At 40.9% G+C, this 19,969-nt stretch carries 21 protein-coding genes and 1 riboswitch; of the genes, 16 read left to right on the plus strand and 5 right to left on the minus strand.

Going from position 1 to position 19,969, the window contains the following annotated elements; all coding sequences use genetic code 11:
* Nucleotides 1-44 precede the first annotated feature (44 nt).
* Nucleotides 45-2,147, minus strand: coding sequence for an ATP-dependent Clp protease ATP-binding subunit (locus NSS80_RS06765; protein WP_041116451.1), 2,103 nt, complete (start codon nucleotides 2,145-2,147; stop codon nucleotides 45-47).
* A gap of 244 nt (nucleotides 2,148-2,391) precedes the next feature.
* Here NSS80_RS06765 and NSS80_RS06770 point away from each other — a divergent pair, with 244 nt between their 5' ends.
* The 5 genes from NSS80_RS06770 (at nucleotide 2,392) to queF (ending at nucleotide 6,045) form a co-directional block, all read left to right on the plus strand.
* Nucleotides 2,392-3,435, plus strand: a complete 1,044-nt coding sequence (locus NSS80_RS06770) for a membrane protein (protein WP_034623360.1) — start codon at nucleotides 2,392-2,394, stop codon at nucleotides 3,433-3,435.
* A 71-nt stretch (nucleotides 3,436-3,506) separates the two neighbouring features.
* Nucleotides 3,507-3,551: riboswitch (PreQ1 riboswitch) on the plus strand.
* A gap of 159 nt (nucleotides 3,552-3,710) precedes the next feature.
* Complete coding sequence (gene queC / locus NSS80_RS06775) at nucleotides 3,711-4,367, plus strand: 7-cyano-7-deazaguanine synthase QueC (RefSeq protein WP_024424683.1); 657 nt, start codon at nucleotides 3,711-3,713, stop codon at nucleotides 4,365-4,367.
* Entirely contained in the window at nucleotides 4,368-4,808 is a 441-nt protein-coding gene (queD, locus tag NSS80_RS06780) for a 6-carboxytetrahydropterin synthase QueD (protein ID WP_034281544.1), read from the plus strand.
* Nucleotides 4,801-5,532, plus strand: coding sequence for a 7-carboxy-7-deazaguanine synthase QueE (queE, locus tag NSS80_RS06785; protein ID WP_041116452.1), 732 nt, complete (start codon nucleotides 4,801-4,803; stop codon nucleotides 5,530-5,532). The genes queD and queE overlap by 8 nt, the downstream gene beginning before the upstream one ends.
* 15 nt (nucleotides 5,533-5,547) lie before the next feature.
* A complete protein-coding gene (gene queF, locus NSS80_RS06790; RefSeq protein ID WP_024426839.1) occupies nucleotides 5,548-6,045 on the plus strand; it encodes a preQ(1) synthase in 498 nt (165 codons plus the stop codon).
* A gap of 262 nt (nucleotides 6,046-6,307) precedes the next feature.
* Here the strand turns inward: queF and NSS80_RS06795 are convergent, their stop codons facing one another.
* Nucleotides 6,308-6,526 carry a hypothetical protein gene (locus NSS80_RS06795; RefSeq protein WP_342498446.1) on the minus strand — a complete coding sequence of 73 codons (219 nt, stop codon included), beginning with the start codon at nucleotides 6,524-6,526 and terminating at the stop codon, nucleotides 6,308-6,310.
* The gene (locus NSS80_RS06800) at nucleotides 6,523-6,879 is read right to left on the minus strand and encodes a winged helix-turn-helix transcriptional regulator (protein WP_061109758.1); all 357 of its coding nucleotides are present in this window, start codon (nucleotides 6,877-6,879) and stop codon (nucleotides 6,523-6,525) included. Before NSS80_RS06800 ends, NSS80_RS06795 begins: the two co-directional genes overlap by 4 nt.
* Nucleotides 6,880-7,047: 168 nt before the next feature.
* On the opposite strand from NSS80_RS06800, the gene NSS80_RS06805 reads away from it, so the two are divergent.
* Together NSS80_RS06805 and NSS80_RS06810 are read left to right on the plus strand one after the other, a co-directional pair.
* A complete protein-coding gene (locus tag NSS80_RS06805; RefSeq protein ID WP_101677265.1) occupies nucleotides 7,048-7,794 on the plus strand; it encodes a glucose 1-dehydrogenase in 747 nt (248 codons plus the stop codon).
* 367 nt (nucleotides 7,795-8,161) lie between these two features.
* Nucleotides 8,162-8,380, plus strand: a complete 219-nt coding sequence (locus NSS80_RS06810) for a hypothetical protein (protein ID WP_034281551.1) — start codon at nucleotides 8,162-8,164, stop codon at nucleotides 8,378-8,380.
* 123 nt (nucleotides 8,381-8,503) lie between these two features.
* Here the strand turns inward: NSS80_RS06810 and NSS80_RS06815 are convergent, their stop codons facing one another.
* Complete coding sequence (locus NSS80_RS06815) at nucleotides 8,504-8,692, minus strand: DUF2187 family protein (protein ID WP_003211747.1); 189 nt, start codon at nucleotides 8,690-8,692, stop codon at nucleotides 8,504-8,506.
* Between the two features lie 167 nt (nucleotides 8,693-8,859).
* On the opposite strand from NSS80_RS06815, the gene NSS80_RS06820 reads away from it, so the two are divergent.
* From NSS80_RS06820 to NSS80_RS06845, 6 genes are all read left to right on the plus strand, one after another.
* Nucleotides 8,860-9,054 carry a hypothetical protein gene (locus NSS80_RS06820; RefSeq protein WP_024424688.1) on the plus strand — a complete coding sequence of 65 codons (195 nt, stop codon included), beginning with the start codon at nucleotides 8,860-8,862 and terminating at the stop codon, nucleotides 9,052-9,054.
* Between the two features lie 307 nt (nucleotides 9,055-9,361).
* A complete protein-coding gene (locus NSS80_RS06825; RefSeq protein ID WP_024424689.1) occupies nucleotides 9,362-10,012 on the plus strand; it encodes a cell wall hydrolase in 651 nt (216 codons plus the stop codon).
* 113 nt (nucleotides 10,013-10,125) lie between these two features.
* Complete coding sequence (locus tag NSS80_RS06830; protein ID WP_024424690.1) at nucleotides 10,126-11,442, plus strand: polysaccharide biosynthesis protein; 1,317 nt, start codon at nucleotides 10,126-10,128, stop codon at nucleotides 11,440-11,442.
* A 54-nt stretch (nucleotides 11,443-11,496) separates the two neighbouring features.
* Complete coding sequence (gene stoA, locus NSS80_RS06835; RefSeq protein ID WP_317222568.1) at nucleotides 11,497-11,985, plus strand: endospore biogenesis thiol-disulfide oxidoreductase StoA; 489 nt, start codon at nucleotides 11,497-11,499, stop codon at nucleotides 11,983-11,985.
* Between the two features lie 288 nt (nucleotides 11,986-12,273).
* On the plus strand, nucleotides 12,274-14,193 hold the full coding sequence (locus NSS80_RS06840; protein ID WP_034281557.1) for a heavy metal translocating P-type ATPase: 1,920 nt from the start codon (nucleotides 12,274-12,276) through the stop codon (nucleotides 14,191-14,193).
* 104 nt (nucleotides 14,194-14,297) lie between these two features.
* Complete coding sequence (locus NSS80_RS06845; RefSeq protein WP_268414088.1) at nucleotides 14,298-15,392, plus strand: Xaa-Pro peptidase family protein; 1,095 nt, start codon at nucleotides 14,298-14,300, stop codon at nucleotides 15,390-15,392.
* Nucleotides 15,393-15,446: 54 nt separating this feature from the next.
* Here NSS80_RS06845 and NSS80_RS06850 read toward each other — a convergent pair whose 3' ends face one another.
* Complete coding sequence (locus NSS80_RS06850) at nucleotides 15,447-15,590, minus strand: hypothetical protein (protein WP_162842493.1); 144 nt, start codon at nucleotides 15,588-15,590, stop codon at nucleotides 15,447-15,449.
* A gap of 93 nt (nucleotides 15,591-15,683) precedes the next feature.
* Between NSS80_RS06850 and NSS80_RS06855 the strand changes: the two genes are divergently transcribed.
* From NSS80_RS06855 to ptsG, 3 genes are all read left to right on the plus strand, one after another.
* Entirely contained in the window at nucleotides 15,684-16,673 is a 990-nt protein-coding gene (locus NSS80_RS06855) for a LacI family DNA-binding transcriptional regulator (RefSeq protein ID WP_034623345.1), read from the plus strand.
* Between the two features lie 55 nt (nucleotides 16,674-16,728).
* Entirely contained in the window at nucleotides 16,729-17,583 is an 855-nt protein-coding gene (locus tag NSS80_RS06860; RefSeq protein ID WP_024424695.1) for a transcription antiterminator, read from the plus strand.
* 202 nt (nucleotides 17,584-17,785) lie between these two features.
* Nucleotides 17,786-19,885: a glucose-specific PTS transporter subunit IIBC gene (gene ptsG / locus NSS80_RS06865; RefSeq protein WP_342498447.1), complete on the plus strand. Its 2,100-nt coding sequence runs from the start codon at nucleotides 17,786-17,788 to the stop codon at nucleotides 19,883-19,885.
* Nucleotides 19,886-19,969: the final 84 nt, after the last annotated feature.

Below are 19,969 nucleotides of genomic sequence, written 5' to 3' on the forward strand. Positions count from 1 at the left end.
GACGCCGCAACATGATGGAGATGCATATCATCCTGAAGATGTAGTTATCCTTTTTTTACGACGATTTCGTCATGTTCAACATCCACAGTAAATCCAGAAAGCTGCTCCTCTTCAAGCAGGATCTCCGTCATTTGGTCTTCAACGTGCTCTTGGATGGTTCTTCGAAGTGGACGAGCACCAAATGCAGGGTGATATCCAAGCTCTGCGATTTTTTCTTTCGCTTCATTTGTGACATGGACTGTTAAATTCTGCTCTTTTAATTGCTCTGACAGCTCATTGAGCAGAAGATCAACAATCTTCACTAAATCATCTCTGTCTAATGATTCAAACTGAATGATGCTGTCAAAACGGTTCAAAAATTCTGGTTTGAAGTAGCTGCTTAGTGAATCAATGAGTGATTGTTCCTCAATCGCTTCTTCTTGATCAGACTGGAAGCCGACCTTGACCGTTTTATCTGCGCTGCCTGCGTTACTTGTCATGATGATGACTGTATCTTTAAAGCTGACCGTTCTGCCTTGGCTGTCTGTTAAGCGGCCGTCTTCCATGATTTGCAGGAACATGTGCTGTACATCTGGGTGTGCTTTTTCGATTTCATCCAGCAAAATGATGCTGTATGGTTTTCTGCGCACTTTTTCAGTAAGCTGGCCAGCTTCATCATGTCCAACGTAACCAGGAGGAGAACCGATGAGTTTGGACACAGAGTGTTTTTCCATGTACTCACTCATATCTAAACGAATGATCGCATCTCTTGAACCGAATAATTCTTCAGCTAACGTTTTAGACAATTCGGTTTTCCCGACACCTGTTGGTCCAACGAAAAGGAAGGAGCCTGTTGGTCTATGTTTCGATTTTAAACCAGCTCTGCTTCTTTTCACGGCTTTCGCCACTTTATCAACCGCATGTTCCTGTCCAATCACTCGTGCTTTTAGACGGACGTCAATTTCTTTCATTTTGGTTTGTTCGTCTGCTTGGAGTTTCCCGACAGGAATGCCTGTTTTTTGTTCCACAATGGCCTGAATGTCCTCTGCTGTAACGATATGCTCTTTTTCAGTTGTTTTGTTTTGAAGTCTTGCTTCAATGGCTTCTTCTTCATCGCGAAGCTTCGCTGCTTTTTCATATTGTTCTTCTTTTAGCGCAGCTTGTTTTTCTGCGGCAATTTGCGCTAGTCGGTTTGTCAGCTCATCTGCACTTGCTGCATCAATGGAGAGGTTCGCTTTTGAACCAGCTTCATCCATTAAATCAATGGCTTTATCCGGCAAATGACGGTCTTGAATATACCGCGAAGATAATTGAACGCACGCTTTGATTGCTTCATCTGAATAGGTGACACCATGATAGGCCTCGTATTTATCTTGAATGCCTTTTAAGATGTCGATTGCTTCATCTTGTGTTGGCTCATCTACGATAACGGGCTGGAAGCGCCGTTCGAGTGCAGCATCTTTTTCAATTTGGCGATATTCTTTTAATGTCGTCGCACCTACTAGCTGCAGCTCGCCTCTTGCAAGGGCTGGTTTTAAAATGTTTCCAGCATCCATTGATCCTTCTGCAGATCCTGCGCCCACAAGAAGGTGGATTTCATCTACAAATAAGATGATATTTTTACGGCTTTGCAGTTCTTTGATTAACTGCTTCATTCTTTCCTCAAATTGACCGCGTACACCTGTGTTTGCGACAAGTGAGGAGACATCTAATAAATAGATTTGTTTGTTCTTTAATTTATTTGGCACATCGCCGCTCGCAATTTTGAGCGCGAGTCCTTCTGCGATCGCTGTTTTCCCAACACCTGGTTCACCAATAAGAACAGGGTTATTTTTATTTCTTCTATTTAAAATCTCAATGACTCTTGCGACTTCTTCATCTCGGCCAATGACTGGATCAATTAAACCAGCATTTGCTCCATCTGTTAAGTTACGGCCAAGCTCATCGAGTAAGCCTTTTTGCTTTGGCTGCTCCATGTTTGGGGCATGACTTGCTGCCTGAGAGAAGAATGAACTTCCTCCAAAAAGCTGAGGTCCCATTTTCATTTTTGACTGCTCCATCAAAGAGGTATAGCAGTCTTCACATAAAACCATTTGGCTCCGGGACGAATTTACTTGCATATTCAGGCGAATAGTTGCTTCATTTACTTGACAATGTTGACAACGCATTTGCCATGACCTCCTTAAAATAAAGTTTGACTTTATTTGACCAATGAATGTTAAAGAAAATGGCCTATTGTTTGACCATCTTTGACTATAGTATACTCTGACCTATTTTGACTTTCAACTGTTTTGCTCAAAGGGGAATAAAAATCCTTTTTTGCATTTAATCATGGTTTGTCCTTCTTTTCAAGGAACTTGTCTCATAGGATAAAAAAGAGACAATCGAAAGTGATGGGTGCGGAGGGGTCACATGAAACGTTCAAATGAATCCGCTTTTCAGCTTGCCTTTGTTTATGTAGGAACAGTGGTTGGAGCTGGGTTTGCGACAGGGAAAGAAATCGTAGAATTTTTTGTTCGTTTTGGCTGGATTGGACTATTAGGGATCCTGATTAGCGGTGTTATTTTTACTGGCCTTGGGGCAAAAATGATGCTGATTTCGAAACGAATCGAAGCAGAATCTTATCAAGATATGAACCGTTTTTTATTTGGCGCAGCTGCGAGTCGATATATTAATATTGTCATGTTTTTTATTTTACTTGGTGTCACCTCAGTCATGATTTCAGGCGCAGGGGCTATTTTTGAAGAACAGCTTGGCATATCGAAGGAGTATGGGATCTTTTTGACGATCATTTTGAGCGTCATTGTACTCTTTAAAGGTTCAAAAGGGCTATTTGGAGTCAACGTCCTTGTCGTTCCAATGCTGATTTTCTTTTCAATGATCGTGTTTCTTGATTCATTTGTGTTTAGCAGCAGTGAAAGTTATGTTCTTGCGCTGCAAATGGGTGAGGGCGAGTGGATATTATCAGCCGTGTCATATGGTGCCTTTAATTTAGCACTGTCACAGGCAGTGTTAGTACCCGTCGCAAATGAAATGACCTCTGAAGCAGTCATTAAAAAGGGAGCGGTGCTTGGGGGCGTCATGCTGACACTCATTTTGCTTGCTTGCTTCTTATCTCTTTCTTCATTAGATATGCTGGAGGCGTTTGATATTCCAATGGCCCAGGTAGTGTATCAAGTCGCAAACTCCATTCATCTCATTTATTTATTTGTCATCTTCGGTGAAGTTTTTACATCCGTCATAGGCAATTTATACGGGCTGGAGAGACAAGTGAGGGCATATATCCGAATGAACAGCATCTTTACGATATCCCTTATTCTCATATGCTGCTATGTGATTAGTAAAATTGGTTACGGTACACTGATTTCAACGGTTTATCCGGTTTTTGGCTATGTCAGCATCTTTTTTATCCTCTTTCTTTGTCTAAAAAAAGTGCCTGCCCCGCTAGATAAGTAAAGAAAGGATAGCCTGCATGAAAAATATGTGGTACACTATCCTCTGTGAAAATTGAACAAAAATCCGTGAAGACGGGAGAGGTTCTAGCAAAACCCTCTATAAAAAACTAAGGACTTGCCGTATCCTTGGATGTGGCATTTTTTATTTTTTATGGCTGGGACACCTCATACACATGTAAAGGTGTCTTTTCTTTTGAGAAAAATAGGGGTTTTCAGGAGCCTTTCAGATGCAGTGTTGTACGGTTGTACTCATCTGCAAAAGGAGGAGAACAGAAAATGAAAAATGAAAAAGCAGTCGTTGTCTTTAGCGGGGGACAGGACAGTACGACATGTTTATTATGGGCACTTCAACAATTTGAAGAGGTAGAAACCGTGACCTTTCATTATAATCAGCGTCATCAAGAAGAAATTGATGTCGCCAAAAGAATCGCTGACAAATTAGGTGTGAAGAATCATCTGTTAGATATGTCTCTTTTAAATCAACTGGCACCTAATGCTTTAACAAGAGATGACATTGACATTGAGGAAAAAGAAGGAGAGCTTCCTTCCACATTTGTACCAGGAAGAAACTTAGTGTTCTTATCTTTCGCCTCTATTCTTGCGTATCAAATTGGAGCAAGACATATTATCACAGGTGTTTGTGAGACAGACTTTAGCGGCTATCCAGATTGCCGTGACGAGTTTGTGAAATCTTGCAACGTCACAGTGAATTTAGCAATGGAAAAACCATTTGTGATTCATACACCACTGATGTGGCTGAATAAAGCAGAAACATGGAAGCTGGCAGACGAGCTTAATGCGCTGGATTTTGTGAAAAATGAAACGCTCACTTGCTATAATGGCATCATCTCTGATGGCTGCGGGGAATGTCCTGCGTGTAAGCTGCGGAAAAATGGCTATGACACTTATATGGAAATGAAGGAGGCAAAATAAATGCTTTCTCAAATCTATCCACAAACCGATCATCCATTTTCATTTGAATTAAATAAAGACATGCATGTTTCTGCTGCCCATTTCATCCCGCGAGAAGATGCGGGCGCATGCAGCCGTGTTCATGGTCATACGTACACCATCAATATCACGATTGCGGGAGACGAGCTAGATGAATCGGGTTTCCTTGTCAATTTCAGTACATTGAAAAAGCTCATTCATGGGCAGTACGATCACACGCTGCTCAATGATCATGAGGAATTCTCATCAAACGATCGATACGCGATGCCAACCACTGAGGTGGTGGCAAAGACCGTACATGACAAAGTCGCAGCGTATTTATCGACTTTAGCGAACAAGCCGGCATGTGTTCAGGTCTTTGTCAGAGAGACACCAACAAGCTATTGCATTTACCGTCCGAAACGAGTTGAGATCAATGGCTAAAGCGATTCCCGTATTAGAAATCTTTGGTCCAACCATTCAAGGAGAAGGAATGGTCATTGGACAAAAAACCATGTTTGTCAGAACGGCTGGCTGTGACTACTCGTGCAGCTGGTGTGATTCCTCCTTTACATGGGATGGCTCAGCGAAGCATGACATTCAGTGGCTTGAGGCAGAAGACATTGTCAAAGAATTAAAAAGAATAGGCGGACAGGCTTTTTCTCATGTCACCATTTCAGGGGGAAACCCAGCGCTTTTAAAACAAATGGAATCCCTCATTGATTTACTGCATGAAGAGGGAATTGATACAGCGCTTGAAACACAAGGGACGATGTATCAGGAATGGTTTTTGAAAATTGATGATTTAACCATTTCTCCTAAGCCGCCAAGCTCGAATATGAAAACAGATTTTACGAAACTAACACGTATTATAGATGAGCTGAAAAGCGGGAATAGATTACAGCATGCTAGCCTGAAGGTCGTGATCTTTGACGATCGTGACCTAGCGTATGCGAAGGATGTTCATGCAAAATACCCTGAGCTTCCTTTTTATTTGCAGGTAGGAAATGATGACACGACGACAGCTGATGATGCGTACTTATTGACGCATTTATTAAAGAAATATGAAGCGCTTGTCGATCAAGTAGCGCAAGATCCAGACTTAAACCGCGTAAGAGTGCTGCCGCAGCTGCACACGTTATTGTGGGGAAATAAACGAGGCGTATAGAAAGGAAGAGATGACATGACGACAAGAAAACCAGAAGAATTAGAAGGTGTCACGCTACTGGGAAACCAAGGAACCAATTATTTGTTTGATTATGCACCACAAGTGCTTGAAACGTTTCCAAATAAACATACAAATAGAGATTACTTTGTGAAATTCAACTGCCCAGAATTTACCTCACTATGTCCGCAAACAGGTCAGCCTGATTTTGCGACAGTTTATATCAGCTATATCCCAAATGAAATCATGGTCGAAAGTAAATCGCTAAAATTATATTTGTTCAGCTTCCGTAACCATGGTGACTTCCATGAGGACTGTATGAACATTATTATGAACGACCTGATTGAATTGATGGATCCAAGGTATATTGAAGTTTGGGGCAAATTTACGCCAAGAGGCGGTATTTCCATTGACCCGTATACGAACTACGGGAAACCTGGCACGAAATATGAGGAAATGGCAGAATACCGTATGATGAACCATGATATGTATCCGGAGACGATTGATAATCGGTAATTATTCCGCTGTGTGAGACGGAGTGTGAAACGAATTGGTGTCACAGTAAAAGTGGGAAAAGTCACACCTGAAAATACTCATGGGAATTGTATGATAAAGTGTGACCTGAGGTGCAAGCTGAACTGTGACTTTTATGCAGTGAAAAATTGATAGTGCAGAAGCAGATGAAGGCGTACAATTTGTACGTCTTTTCTTTTTTATCCGAAAGAAAAAATGCCTATTTAGAGATCATAGGCATTAAATATTATGATCATATCTTCATTTATTGTTTAAAGTTAAGTTTCTGAACCTTCTCTTTAACATTTGAAACAGCTCTTTTTTGAATTTCATCAAAGTTCTCCTGAATATAGTCCATGACACTTCTGATTAGAACTTTACTTTCAAAATTGACTATCTCATTTATTTCTGACTGTTCTTCATCTGTTAGGTGATGGTATTGATGTTGTTTATCATTTACTTCAGCAGCTACTTCAATCCTCACTTTAGTTGTTCTGGTTGTACAATTTCATATTCACCTTCTGCATACTCTTGCTCCGCATAATGGCTCCCCCATTGACAGAGCTCCTGCAAGATAGGTTTAAGAGATTCTCCAAGTTCAGTGGAAGAATATTCAACCTTCGGCGGTACTTGATTATACATCTTTCTGGTCACAAGTCCACTGGCCTCAAGCTCTCTAAGTGTTTGAATCAGCATTTTCTGCGTGATATTTGGGATAATGCGCTTTAATTCACTCGTTCTCTTTGGTCCATTCATTAAAAAGTATAATACAAGGCCTTTCCATTTTCCGCCAATCACTTCCTTTGTCACTTCAAACCCGCAGCTGAATTTTTTCATGTCTAAAGCTCTCCATTCCACATTTATTACTTTTTAGTTACTATATCACAAAAAAGTGGGTACTTCCGATAATGTGCTTGCTGGAGGATACTATATCTTGTAAGTTGCTCTTCAAGTACTTAAAGGTACTAGACATAAAATAATATGAATTCTAAAGGAGTGTTAAGTATGGGTAAATTTGAAGGTAAAATAGCGCTTGTAACGGGTGGAACAAGTGGGATTGGTCTTGCTGCAGCACAAAAATTTGTAAACGAAGGTGCATATGTGTATATCACGGGACGTAGACAAAACGAACTTGATAAAGCTGTTAACCAAATTGGCAAGAACGTAACCGGTGTTCAAGGTGATATTTCTAAGCTTGAAGACTTAGACAAACTATATGACATGATAAAGCAGGAAAAAGGTAAGTTGGACATCCTTTTTGCTAATGCAGGCATCGGCAACTTCCTTCCATTAGGTGAAATTACTGAAGAGCAGGTTGATAGAACGTTCGACATTAACGTGAAAGGAACCATTTTTACTGTTCAAAAAGCGCTATCACTATTCCCGGACAAAGTAGGTTCTATTATTGTAACGGGCTCTACTGCTGGATCAATTGGCAACCCAGCATTTAGTGTATATGGAGCATCTAAAGCAGCATTAAGAGCACTAGTTCGCAACTGGATTCTTGACCTAAAAGGTACTGAAATTCGTGTAAATGTGGTAAGTCCAGGAGTTATTCTTACACCTGCATACGATGAGCTTTTTGGTGATGCACTTGAAGGAGCGATGGAAAATGCCAGAAAAACTGTTCCAGCTGGAAAAGTTGGGACACCTGAAGAAGTAGCAAACGCTGTAACTTTCCTTGCTTCAGACGAAAGCAGTTACTTGACGGGTGTTGAATTGTTCGTAGATGGCGGGCTAGCACAGGTATAATGTCACTGCGAAGAGATTACAAATCGTCCCCAAAAAAAGTTAATGGGGATTTACTTGAGTCATACAAAAAAGTCGTTTTCCTTATGTCCTGAGTAACCACAAATGCTGCATGTAAAATGAGAAAAAAGGAAAAGACATGCCGGATGCATGTCTTTTTTGCGAATCAACCATAAAAAAAGAGAAGAGTCATGTCACTCTTCTCATACGAATGGGAATAGAACTTGCTAGGACGGCTGGGGGCTACCAGCTCGTAAACATATTATACATGACAGAACGTACGTTTGTAAAGGGGGATCATGTTTTTTTGCTTATCTCATTTGATGTAAGATAAAATAGAGGGAATGAATGATAAACGGAGGCGTTTGAGTTGGCAAACAAAGAAGAGCGGACAGAGCAGCTGCTAATGGATCTAAGGGAAGAGCTTCAAATACTCGAACATCAAAACAAAGAACGGTATAAATGGAGTGCCTCCACATTGCTTGGAGTGATTGCCCTCTTGATTGATAAAGGAGTGATCACACCCGAGGAAGTCGAGATGTACAAGACGAAGGCGGAAATGCAAACTTTTCATACGCAAAAAGACTGACCCCTCTTTAAGTGGTATCAGTCTTTTTCATATGTGATTGTTCAAATAGAGCAAAGTTGTCAAACGAGCCAAATTTGCTTTATATATACGTATGTACCGATCGTCTGAATTGAGGATTGCAAATTAATGTACGGAGTCTTTGATGATTTTATAGTTTTTATGATTAACGACTGTTAGTGAATCCAGTTCTAAATCTCTATAGTTGTCCATAATGGTGACATCCACAATGACAGAGTTTTCATTCACTTTTTCAACTACACCTGTTAAACCATTTCTAAATTCGATCACATTTCCAATTTTTGCAATCTTCAACCGATCCCTCTCCTTTAAAAACAGATTTCATTCCCTATTAAAAAGTATTTTGCAATATTTTCATACCAATGTAAAGGATAAAGACGTTTTTGTTTTGTTTTCGTTGTATGCTCTTCTAACGAATGGTATATTTAATAATTGATCATGGCTGAAAAGGAGCGGTTTTTTTGACTGAAGAACAAATCCTCACCATCCTCGAATCTTTACGGAATGGGACGGAAAAACAGGTGACCATCCAAAAAGATGACTTTTTAACGTTTCGTTCTGTTTTGGTGAATCAAGATGATTTTAAACATTTTCGCGGGATCGCCAAACATGGTGGAGATGTTATTTTTGAATATCTTACAGAAGCAAGAAGCTAAAGCTTTTTCTCATTGATGAGAGAAAGCTTTTTTATTTTCGTTCTTTTGTCACACTTCAAACCACTCTGATACATATGAAAAGAAAATGTAATAACCCATAATCAGGAGCATAAGGATGATGATAGGTGAAAAAGGGACCTTTTTAAGCGCTAACAATTCCATTTTATGTGCGCTCAACTAGGACATGCCATTTAATGACGGAATTTGGACAGGCATGTAAATCTTTGTGCGTGAAAATAGAATGAGCTCTTGTTAGAGTGGACAAGTATCTTACAGCCTACTTTTGATTAAAGGAGGAAAAAGGCGAATGATTAAAATTCATACAGCTCTTTTTGTCATCCTTATGCTCGTTGCAGCAATGAAGATGGACAATATACAAGAGCAGCAAGGCACATTAAGTCACGAACTTTCACAAGCACCTGTTAAACATCAGCTTTCATATATAGATCAAGACCACGATCAAGTCATCCCGGCATTTTCTGAAGAAAAGCGTCAGCCAAAAGTGAAATTGCTAAGTACGTCAACAGAAGAAAAGTCTTCAAAACCGAAGCAAAAGAAAAAAGTAAAATCTGAAACGACGAATAAGGCAAGCGGCAAACAGTATTCTAATGAAGAAATGGATTTGCTTTCTCGATTGGTACATGCTGAAGCGAAAGGTGAATCTTACGAAGGGAAAAAAGCGGTGGCAAGCGTTGTTTTAAACAGGGTGGAGCATCGTTCTTTTCCTGACAGCGTTAAAGGTGTGATTTATCAGCGAAATGCCTTCCAGCCAGTATCAAATGGAAGCATTCATGATAAGGCAGATCAAGATTCCATTAAAGCGGTGAAGCAGGTAGTAAAAGAGCATGACAGAACAACAAAGGCTATCTATTTTTATAATCCAAAAACGGCAACAGATCATTGGATTCGTTCCCGCAAAATTGTAGAACGCATCGGACGTCACGTGTTTGCCGTATAAAGAAAAAGAGCGATCAATGAGATTGCTCTTTTTTTGTCTTCAATTATTAAAATATTTTTTGGACTTGTCTCATAGAATGTGAAAAGAATTTGCTTTAGACAAGGGGAGGCTACATGAATCGATTTGTAAAAGGGGTCATTCTGCTATCTGTCGCAGCTTTTATTGCGGAGTGTATAGAGTTTTTAGTCAATATGATTTTAGCGAGAGAGCTTGGAGAACATGGAATGGGTTTATATATGAGTATCCTTCCAATCATCATGCTTGTCCTTGTGATCGCCAGTTTAGAGCTGCCAGTCTCCATTTCTAAATTCATTGCAGAATCACATGAGCGTCTCCACAAAAGCATGCTCCGTCATGCCTTTAAAATGACACTTGTGGTGACAAGTACAACAACAGCTATAGCAGCTATTGTACTGCCTTTCATTCCAGTGTTTCAGTCGTATCATCCGCTTATGAAGGGCCTAGTGCTGTCACTTATCCCGATTATTGCGTTTACCTCCATTGCCCGCGGCTATTTTATGGGAAAGCAGCAAATGGGCAGAATTGCTTTAGCCAATATGCTGAAGAAAACGATCCAGCTTATCTGCTTGTTTTTGTTTTTTCATTGGTATTCGTTTGATATTGAAACAGCAGTACTCATCGCCATTGGTGTCATTGTTGCGAGTGATCTTGTTGTCTTTATTTATTTATACTCCCAATACGTCATGGCAAAAAATGCTGTGAATGTCAGGTCTGTTGAATTAAGAGGAAGTGATGTGCGAAAGCGCCTATTAGCCGTTTCCATTCCGACAACGGGCATGCGCATCTTTCATGCGATCGCCAATGCGGTTGAACCATTTTTAATCAAAGGAGCGCTCGTGGCAGCAGGCATTTCTGGAACACTTGCTGTTGATCATTACGGCATGCTGGCTGGTGTCGCAATGTCGATCGGTTTTTTCCCAGCGTTTATCGCTCATTCCATCATGATTGTGATGATTCCGAGTGTCTCTGAAGCCTATGCTTTAGGTCAGTATGATCTTGTGAAAAAACGTGTCAGACAGGCGATTCTTATAACGTTTGGATACGGGGTGCCGGCAGTGATGGTCATGTATTATTTTGCTTACCCGCTCACACAGCTCTTTTTTGATTCACCGCAAGCTGCTGTCTATTTACAGCTGCTATGGCCATACTTTTTATGCCACCTGTTTGTGATGCCGTTTCAAGCATGTTTAATCGGAATGGGGCTCATCAAAGATGTGTTCCTACATAATATATGGGTGCATGTCGTCTCTTTTTCTATGGTGTATTTCCTCGGTTCAATTGAAAGCTTGAATATGATGGGGGTCATTTTAGGGATGAACACAGGCATGCTGCTGTTGACTGCCCTGCATTATGCGACGATTTGTAAGGAGCTCGGCGTTTCAATGTTTCTTACATTGAAAAAAGCTTGAATGTCATCGCCATCGAGAGGGCAAGCTAGAAGAAAACTGGGAAGGAAGATCATGATGAATCGTAAACATCTACCCGCCAGTCTTCTGATGATGACCCTGCTTCTATTTCTAACGAGCACAGCAGCAGAAGCAAAAGAGCCTGTGATGGCGCCAAGGATAGAGGCGCCGACATTAAATGGTGGCATAAAGATGGTTCCCGAAAAAGGGAAAAAGACCATTTTGCATTTTTGGACAACATGGTGCCCGTCCTGCAAAATGGAGCTGCCCGAATTTGAACAGATTGTGAAAGAAAATCAGAGTGATGTTGACATATTGACCGTGAATTTACTAGGTGCTGAACAAAGTAAACATGCTGTTGCCCAATTTGTGAAAGACAGAAGGTTTACATTCCCGATCATACTAGATGAACATGGAGAAATGATGAAGAAATATCAAATCATCACCATTCCAACGACCTTTTTGATTAACGAAAAAGGAGAAGTGGTAAAAAATCATGTAGGTCCACTGACGAAAAAACAAATCAAAGAGTGGACAAATTCGTAGAACAAATCCTTTCTGTGAAAGAACCAATTCTGTTGGTTCTTTTTTGTGTTCGTTTGCTTTTCATCTGAATACACTGTGCTCAGAAGAAGACGGAACGGTCTATATCAGTAATGATAATTATTATCAAAAAGAAATTATAATAATTATTAATTGAAAATTAATCAGAACCTGTTATAATGAGTGACAGACCAATAAAAAGCTTGAAATAGCAGAAAATATAGATGAAAAAGAAACGGGCAACGATTGATAATATGAAAACGATTATCAATTAGAGAGGAGAAAACAATCATGAATGAGAATACAGCACTTTACCAAACGACAAATCAAAAGGAATCGAAATGGTCCTTACATAAATGGGCACAGCACGGAGAATTAATTGCAGCAGGTATATCGGGGATTCTTATTTTAACTGGATGGATTCTAAAGGATCAGAGTATGTGGAGCATTCCTCTTTTCATCCTAGCATTTGTTATTGGAGGTTTTGCAAAGGCGAAGGAAGGAATTGAAGAAACGATTTCGTCGAAGACCTTGAATGTGGAACTTTTAATGATTTTCGCAGCGATAGGATCAGCTCTAATCGGCTATTGGGCAGAAGGCGCTATCTTAATTTTTATTTTCTCACTGAGTGGTGCGCTTGAAACGTATACGTCAAATAAAAGCAAGAAAGATTTAACAGCATTAATGAGCATTGCACCAGATGAAGCAACTTTAATTGAAAAAGATGGTACGACCATTCAAATCGCCGCTTCATCATTAACACCAGGTGACCAGATTATGGTCAAAGCTGGGGAACGCATTGCAGCAGATGGTGTCATTTTAAGCGGGAGAACAAGTGTGGATGAATCTGCCCTTACAGGCGAATCTATTCCACAGGAAAAAGGGCAGGGGGAAGACGTATTTGCAGGAACAGTGAATTTAAATGGTTCCTTAACAGTGGAAGTCACGAAACATAATGAAGAAACGCTATTCCATAAAATTATTAAACTTGTTGAATCCGCTCAAGAAAGTGTTTCGCCAAGCCAGGCATTTATCGAAAAATTTGAGGGTGCCTATGTAAAAGGTGTGCTGATTACCGTTGCGGTATTAATGGTTCTGCCTCATTTTGTCCTCGGCTGGAGTATGAGTGAAACTTTCTACCGGGCAATGGTGTTTATGGTCGTTGCTTCACCTTGTGCTCTAGTTGCATCCATCATGCCAGCAGCACTGTCACTGATCTCAAATGGCGCGAGAAATGGAATGCTTGTTAAAGGAAGTGTCTTTTTAGAAAAACTAGGCACAAGCAGCATGATTGCTTTTGATAAAACGGGGACAATTACAAGCGGGAAGCCAGCCGTAGAACAAGTCGTCATGGCTAAAGGGCAGGATGAATCTGCTTTTTATCAGGCACTCTATCAAATTGAGAGTCAATCAAACCACCCATTAGCGAAAGCAATTTCTGATATGGCAAAAGAACACCAAACAGAAAGATCAGTCCATGTCACCATTGAAGAAGCCTCTGGATTTGGTGTAAAAGCACAATTAAATGGAGAAACGTGGCGGATTGGGAAGAAAGACTTTGCGGGTAAGGCGTCAATCGACCGCGAGATTGAAGAGACAGGTGATGACCTTTCAGCTCAAGGATACACAGTGGTCTACGTTCAAAAGGGTGAAGAAGTTGTTGGCTGTCTTGGCCTTAAGGATCAAATCAGACCTGAAGCCAAAAAAATGATTCAAGAACTAAATGATTTAGGCATCCAAACCGTCATGCTGACAGGAGATCAGCAAAAAACGGCTGAAGCGATTGCGCAGGAAGCCGGTATCCAAACCGTAGTGGCTGAATGTCTTCCAGATGAAAAGGTACATGAGGTCAATCAATTAAAGAAACAAGGTAATTCAATCATCATGGTAGGAGACGGAATCAATGATGCACCAGCGCTCGCCACAGCAGATGTTGGGGTTGCGATGGGCGGAGGCACAGATGTTGCCTTAGAAACAGCGGATCTCATTTTAATGAAGAACAATTTAAGTAACCTAACAAAGATGATCCGTCTTTCAAGAAAAATGAATCGAATCATTAAGCAAAACATTATTTTCTCATTAACGGTGATCTGTCTGTTAATTTGTGCGAATTTCTTACAAGTGCTTGATTTGCCTTTTGGTGTCATCGGGCATGAAGGAAGTACGATTTTGGTCATTTTAAATGGTCTGCGTCTGCTTCGTGCATCTTAAATCAATCATCAGGGCGCACTGGATTCATGCCAGTGCGCTTTTGTGCGAAATACAGCAAAAACTGATACAATAGACCAGTAGTAAAACGTGTGAGGAGGATCATGATGAACCGAATGAAGAGCTTGTCTTCTTGGCTTAAGAAAGAAGACATTCAAGGTGCATTTATACATACAAAGGAAAATGTGTTTTATCTATCTGGATACTTCACAGAGCCGCATGAAAGAGTGATGGGGCTGTTTGTGTTCCAAGAGGCAGAACCATTTTTTATTTTGCCTAAAATGGAAGTCGAGCAGGCAAAAAATGCAGGATGGTCCGGCGATATCATTGGATATGAAGATCATGAGAATCCATTTGATTTCATTCAATCAGCGATAGAAAAACGAGGTATTCAAGCGGCGCGTCTTGCGATTGAAAAAGAATCGATTCCGCTTCAAAGAGCAGAACAGCTCCAAGCTGTCACCGGGGCAGAAACGTTCGTCCGGGCTGAAGATGCGCTCGATCAGCTCAGACTGATTAAAGATGAATCTGAAATTGCTACACTGAAAAAAGCGGCTCAATTGGCAGATGAAGGTGTAAAAATTGGGGTTAACGCCTTAAAAGAAGGAATCACAGAAACAGAAGTGCTCGCTGTCATAGAATATGAACTAAAGAAAAAAGGCATTCAAGGCATGTCCTTTTCAACCATGGTTCTCTTTGGTGAAAAATCAGGCGAGCCTCATGGAAATCCGGGACAGGCAGCCTTAAAAAAAGGCGATTTTGTGTTATTTGACCTTGGCGTCATTGTCGATGGATATTGCTCAGATATCACAAGAACATTTATCTATCAGGAAGCTTCTGAAAAGCAAAAGGACATCTATCAAACCGTCTTAAATGCAGAAATGGCAGCACTTGAAATGAGTAAGCCCGGCGTGAGAATCGGTGATCTTGATTTAAAAGCCCGCGGGCTGATCACAGAAGCGGGATATGGTGAATATTTCCCTCATCGCCTCGGACATGGGTTAGGGGTTTCTGTTCATGAGTTTCCTTCTATGAGTCAGGCAAATGACGATCTTCTGCAAGAAGGTATGGTGTATACGATTGAACCAGGAATTTATGTCCCAGGAGTCGGCGGCGTAAGAATTGAAGATGATGTTCTCATTACGGCAGATGGTCCAGTCACCTTAACCAATTATCCGAAAGAGCTGACGATCATCAAGTAATGAAAAAAATCACGATGAACGTCCGGGTATTGGAAGTGTCATCGTGATTTTTTATCACTCTTCTCGATCCTTATCAACAAAAAAATCATCAATTGATTGAAACGGTTTGATTTTATGTTCTTTTCCTAAAGGATGTAATGCAAAACGAGCAGAAAACAAAACAGTCATACATAATATAATCCATATGATGAAACCCATCTTGAATTCCCCTTTCCATCCAGTGATTTGTTCAGCTCACATACATCTTAAAGTATGAAACGCTTACCATATCAAGAGAAAGTAGGAGAAAAAATGGCAAACATAAGGGAGATTGCGAAAAGAGCGGGCGTATCTGTGACAACCGTATCACGTGTGTTGAATGAGCATCCTTATGTTAAAGAAGAAAAAAGGGAACGTGTTCTACAAGCGATGAAAGAGCTCAAGTATACAAGAAACATCCAGGCGGTCCATTTAGCGAAGGGCTATTCGAATATGCTTGGCATCGTCCTTCCAAATATTGAACACTCTTATTTCAGCGCACTCGTCACAGGTATTGCAGAAAAAGCACAGGCGCGCGGCATGCATTTTGCTTTATTTCAAACAGGATATGACCCATTAAAAGAAAAAGAAGCGTTAATGAGTTTAAAAGAGCGCCGTGTGGATGGTTTAATATTTTGTTCAAATGCGTTAAGTGATGGTCACATTTTAAAGTGGCAGGAATCAGGGCCGATTATATTTTGTCATCCTGCACCGCACGATCAATGCTCAACCGTGTCGATTGCGCATGATCAAGCATTTAAGGAAGGCCTGCATCATTTGGCGGCATGCGGCCATCAACGAATTGCGATTGTTCTCGCCAGAACAGAAGGAGCGAATAGCGAGTCGCGACTTCAGGCTTATCAAGACATGATGCAATCGCTCGGGCAGACCATTGATGAGAAGTGGATCATCGAAGGGAAGTTATCCCTGCTTGATGGGAAGCAATTATTTGCAGAATGGCAGGAAATGAAAAATCGTCCTACAGCTTTATTTATTACAAATGACGAAGTCTCTGCCGGCTTTTTATTAGAGGCGCAGCGTCATGACATAAAAGTAGGAGAATCACCAGCCATACTCAGCTTTCAAAATAACCAATTGAGTGAGGCTTTGGGGATTTCCAGCATTCATATTCCCCTCAAACAAATGGGACAGGAAGCGTTTGACTTGTTTGACCGGGCATTAAAGGGAGAGAAATCAGAAAAAAGAATGCTGCCATTTCGCCTGATTGAGCGAACAACAACCGTTTTGAAAAACAATCGTTGACGCACGTTTCATCTGTTTTGTACGATAAGAGGGATTGAATAAGAAGGAGGTGGGGATGTTCATGGAATCCTTCACCGTTGATAAAGCGTTAAATAATAATGTCATCATCGCAAGACACCCTTCTTTGGGCGAAGTGGTTCTGATTGGGAAAGGGATCGGCTTCGGTAAAAAATCGGGGGATCTTCTCGATCAAGACGTGTTTGAAAAAATGTTTGTGTTAAAAAACACGAAGGAACAAACAGAATATAAACAACTGCTTCATCATATTGATGAGAACATGATCGAGCTTGCCAATGACGTCATTTATCATATACGAGAAAAAATGGGACAACGATTGAATGAGCATATACATGTTGCACTGACTGACCATATTGCGTTTAGTTTTAAGCGGGTGCAGCAAGGCTATGATATCACGAACCCTTTTATGCTTGAGACGCAATCGCTTTACCCGAAAGAATACGAGGTTGCAAAGGAAGTCGTTGAACTGATTAACGAGCGGCCAGATGTCGAAACGAAGCTGCCAGAAGGAGAAATTGGCTTTATAGCGCTTCATATCCATTCAGCTTTGACGAATCGGCCATTATCTGAAGTGAACCGTCATTCGCAGCTCATTACACAAATGGTCCAAGTCATTGAAGATTCATTTCATATGAAAGTAGACAGAGAAAGTATTCATTATTTACGCTTATTACGCCATATTACGTTTTCAATTGAGCGTATTAAACGGGGAGAATCATTAGAGGAGCCAGAAAAATTGCTTCATCTATTGAAAAATGAATATCCTTTATGCTACAATACTGCTTGGAAAATGATCAAAATTTTGCAGCATGCATTGAAAAAGCCTGTACAGGATGCTGAGGCCGTCTACCTGACACTTCATCTGTACAGATTGACAAATAAAATTTCATAGTTTCCTTGAAACGTGTAACTGATTCGATCAGGCATGAGTGACTTAAGGTAAATACAGGATAAGATCCTGTTATTTGCGCAACCTTATATCACCATGCCTTTTTTTGCGTTTGAAAGTGAAATGTAAACGGTTAATTATGAAATGTACGTCAGGGAGCATCCCAAATGTATGTTGTAAGCGAAAACAAAAGGAGGTTCAACCAGTGTTTAAATCACTTTTTGGTGTGTTGCAAAAAATTGGACGAGCACTCATGCTTCCAGTTGCGATCCTTCCTGCTGCCGGTATTTTACTAGCACTTGGGAATGCGATGCAAAATCCGCAGCTGATTGATGTAGCTCAATTTTTAAGCAACGATACAATTCAGCTTGTTGCAAGTGTCATGGAGAATGCGGGGAACATCGTCTTCTCGAATCTTCCGCTATTATTTGCTGTAGGGGTTGCCATCGGTCTTGCCAATGGAGACGGAGTGGCAGGAATTGCCGCTATCATCGGTTATCTTGTCATGAACGTAACGATGAGTGCCGTATTAATGGCCAACGGATCCATTCCATCCGATTCACTCAAACTAGCCCAGTTCTTCAAGGAAAGCCATCCAGCATATATTAATATGCTCGGTATACCGACCTTGTCTACCGGCGTTTTTGGCGGGATTATCGTCGGGGTATTAGCAGCTTATATGTATAATAAATTTTACAAAATTGAGCTCCCGCAATATCTTGGCTTCTTTGCTGGTAAGCGTTTTGTTCCAATCGTTACTTCTATTTCAGCACTTATTTTAGGGCTATTGATGCTAGTCATTTGGCCGCCAATCCAAGGTGCACTGAACTCATTTTCAACAGGACTGCTCGCAGCGAATGAGCCGCTGGCTGCCTTTGTATTCGGTGTCATTGAACGATCATTAATTCCGTTTGGTCTGCACCACATTTTCTACTCACCATTCTGGTATGAGTTCTTTAGCTACAAGAGCTTATCAGGAGAGCTTGTCCGTGGTGACCAGCGTATTTTCATGGCGCAAATCAAAGATGGTGTACAGCTGACAGCTGGTACATTCATGACAGGGAAATATCCGTTCATGATGTTCGGTCTTCCAGCAGCAGCACTTGCGATTTACCATGAAGCAAAACCAAAGAATAAAAAGCTAGTAGCAGGAATAATGGGATCAGCGGCCCTTACTTCTTTCCTAACAGGGATCACTGAACCGCTTGAATTCTCATTCTTGTTTGTTGCACCAGTATTATTTGCGATTCACTGTGTATTCGCTGGATTATCCTTTATGATAATGGATATTCTAAACGTGAAAATCGGGATGACCTTCTCAGGAGGGTTAATCGACTTTTTCCTATTTGGTATCCTGCCAAATAGAACCGCTTGGTGGCTCGTCATTCCAGTAGGTCTTGTCCTTGCTGTCATTTACTACTTCGGATTTAGATTCGCCATTCGCAAATTTAATCTGAAAACGCCAGGCCGCGAGGATGAAGCAGCAGACGGAGCAAGTGAGGCGAAGTCTGAAAAAGGTAATGACTTGCCTTATGAAATCCTTGAAGCAATGGGTGATCAAGAAAACATTAAGCACCTTGATGCTTGTATCACGCGTTTACGTGTTACTGTCAATGATCAGAAGAAAGTGGACAAGGACCGCTTGAAAAAGCTTGGCGCTTCAGGTGTTCTCGAAGTAGGGAACAACATCCAGGCAATCTTTGGACCGCGCTCTGATAATTTAAAAACACAAATGCAGGACATCATTGCAGGCTGCACGCCTCGTCCAGCGAAAGACCCTTCCGCAAAAGAAGAAGTCAGCCAGCAGGTCGAAGAAGTCATTGCAAAGCCGCTTCAAAATGAGCAAGGGGAAGAAATTTTTGCTTCACCAATTACAGGGGAGCTTCATCCAATTACAGATGTACCAGATCAAGTATTCTCAGGAAAAATGATGGGTGACGGTTTCGCCATCTTGCCAACAGATGGAACGGTTGTTTCACCGGTAAGAGGGAAGATCTTAAATGTGTTCCCGACGAAACACGCCATTGGCCTGCAATCTGATGGTGGACTTGAAATTTTGATCCACTTCGGAATTGATACGGTCGGCCTCAAAGGAGAAGGGTTTGAAGCATTTGTACAAGAGGGAGATCAAGTAGAAATCGGTCAAAAACTTTTAGAGGTTGATATTGATAAAATTAAGTCTGAAGTACCATCTTTGATGACTCCAATTGTATTTACCAACTTAAGTGAAGGACAATTTATTGACCTTCAAGCATCCGGTGAAATCAAAGCTGGACAAGAAAACATCATGAAAATTTCAAAATAATTTTCATAACTGCCGTTCTTGTTAGATGACAAGCTCGGCAGTATGATATAATATTGTGGATGTATTAATTGTATAAAAAGGAGA

Origin of the sequence: Bacillus sp. FSL M8-0350, assembly GCF_038593345.1 — a bacterium.
Taxonomy (GTDB): domain Bacteria; phylum Bacillota; class Bacilli; order Bacillales; family Bacillaceae; genus Bacillus; species Bacillus safensis.

Bases quoted from the DNA above. Each gene is read 5' to 3' on its own strand.
- NSS80_RS06765 (WP_041116451.1), bottom strand. From the start codon at position 2,147: ATGCGTTGTCAACATTGTCAAGTAAATGAAGCAACTATTCGCCTGAAT.
- NSS80_RS06770 (WP_034623360.1), top strand. From the start codon at position 2,392: ATGAAACGTTCAAATGAATCCGCTTTTCAGCTTGCCTTTGTTTATGTA.
- queC (WP_024424683.1), top strand. From the start codon at position 3,711: ATGAAAAATGAAAAAGCAGTCGTTGTCTTTAGCGGGGGACAGGACAGT.
- queD (WP_034281544.1), top strand. From the start codon at position 4,368: ATGCTTTCTCAAATCTATCCACAAACCGATCATCCATTTTCATTTGAA.
- queE (WP_041116452.1), top strand. From the start codon at position 4,801: ATGGCTAAAGCGATTCCCGTATTAGAAATCTTTGGTCCAACCATTCAA.
- queF (WP_024426839.1), top strand. From the start codon at position 5,548: ATGACGACAAGAAAACCAGAAGAATTAGAAGGTGTCACGCTACTGGGA.
- NSS80_RS06800 (WP_061109758.1), bottom strand. From the start codon at position 6,879: ATGAAAAAATTCAGCTGCGGGTTTGAAGTGACAAAGGAAGTGATTGGC.
- NSS80_RS06805 (WP_101677265.1), top strand. From the start codon at position 7,048: ATGGGTAAATTTGAAGGTAAAATAGCGCTTGTAACGGGTGGAACAAGT.
- NSS80_RS06825 (WP_024424689.1), top strand. From the start codon at position 9,362: ATGATTAAAATTCATACAGCTCTTTTTGTCATCCTTATGCTCGTTGCA.
- NSS80_RS06830 (WP_024424690.1), top strand. From the start codon at position 10,126: ATGAATCGATTTGTAAAAGGGGTCATTCTGCTATCTGTCGCAGCTTTT.
- stoA (WP_317222568.1), top strand. From the start codon at position 11,497: ATGAATCGTAAACATCTACCCGCCAGTCTTCTGATGATGACCCTGCTT.
- NSS80_RS06840 (WP_034281557.1), top strand. From the start codon at position 12,274: ATGAATGAGAATACAGCACTTTACCAAACGACAAATCAAAAGGAATCG.
- NSS80_RS06845 (WP_268414088.1), top strand. From the start codon at position 14,298: ATGAACCGAATGAAGAGCTTGTCTTCTTGGCTTAAGAAAGAAGACATT.
- NSS80_RS06850 (WP_162842493.1), bottom strand. From the start codon at position 15,590: ATGGGTTTCATCATATGGATTATATTATGTATGACTGTTTTGTTTTCT.
- NSS80_RS06855 (WP_034623345.1), top strand. From the start codon at position 15,684: ATGGCAAACATAAGGGAGATTGCGAAAAGAGCGGGCGTATCTGTGACA.
- NSS80_RS06860 (WP_024424695.1), top strand. From the start codon at position 16,729: ATGTTCATGGAATCCTTCACCGTTGATAAAGCGTTAAATAATAATGTC.